Origin of the sequence: Streptococcus sp. HMSC034B05, assembly GCF_001809055.1 — a bacterium.
Classification (GTDB): Bacteria; Bacillota; Bacilli; order Lactobacillales; family Streptococcaceae; genus Streptococcus; species Streptococcus constellatus.
Window position 1 is genome coordinate 1 of the sequence record NZ_KV795619.1, and the last position, 212, is coordinate 212.

Sequence of the window (212 nt, forward strand, 5' to 3'; positions counted from 1 at the left end):
ATGGGAGTTAACGGGATCGAACCGCTGACCCTCTGCTTGTAAGGCAGATGCTCTCCCAGCTGAGCTAAACTCCCTTGGAATGGAGTTTAGCTCAGCCAACGGTGAGAAACTTCGTTTCTCTTATCCACCGATTGAAATGTCGATTCCCTCTCCATTTCAACTAAGCTAAACTCCCCTTTGCTAAGCGACTACCATATCTCACAGGGGGCAAC

At 49.1% G+C, this 212-nt stretch carries 1 tRNA gene; it reads right to left on the reverse strand.

The annotated features are described in order from the left end of the window. Position 1: 1 nt before the first annotated feature. Positions 2 to 74 (reverse strand) — tRNA-Val (locus HMPREF2542_RS06640). Between the last annotated feature and the right edge of the window lie 138 nt (positions 75 to 212).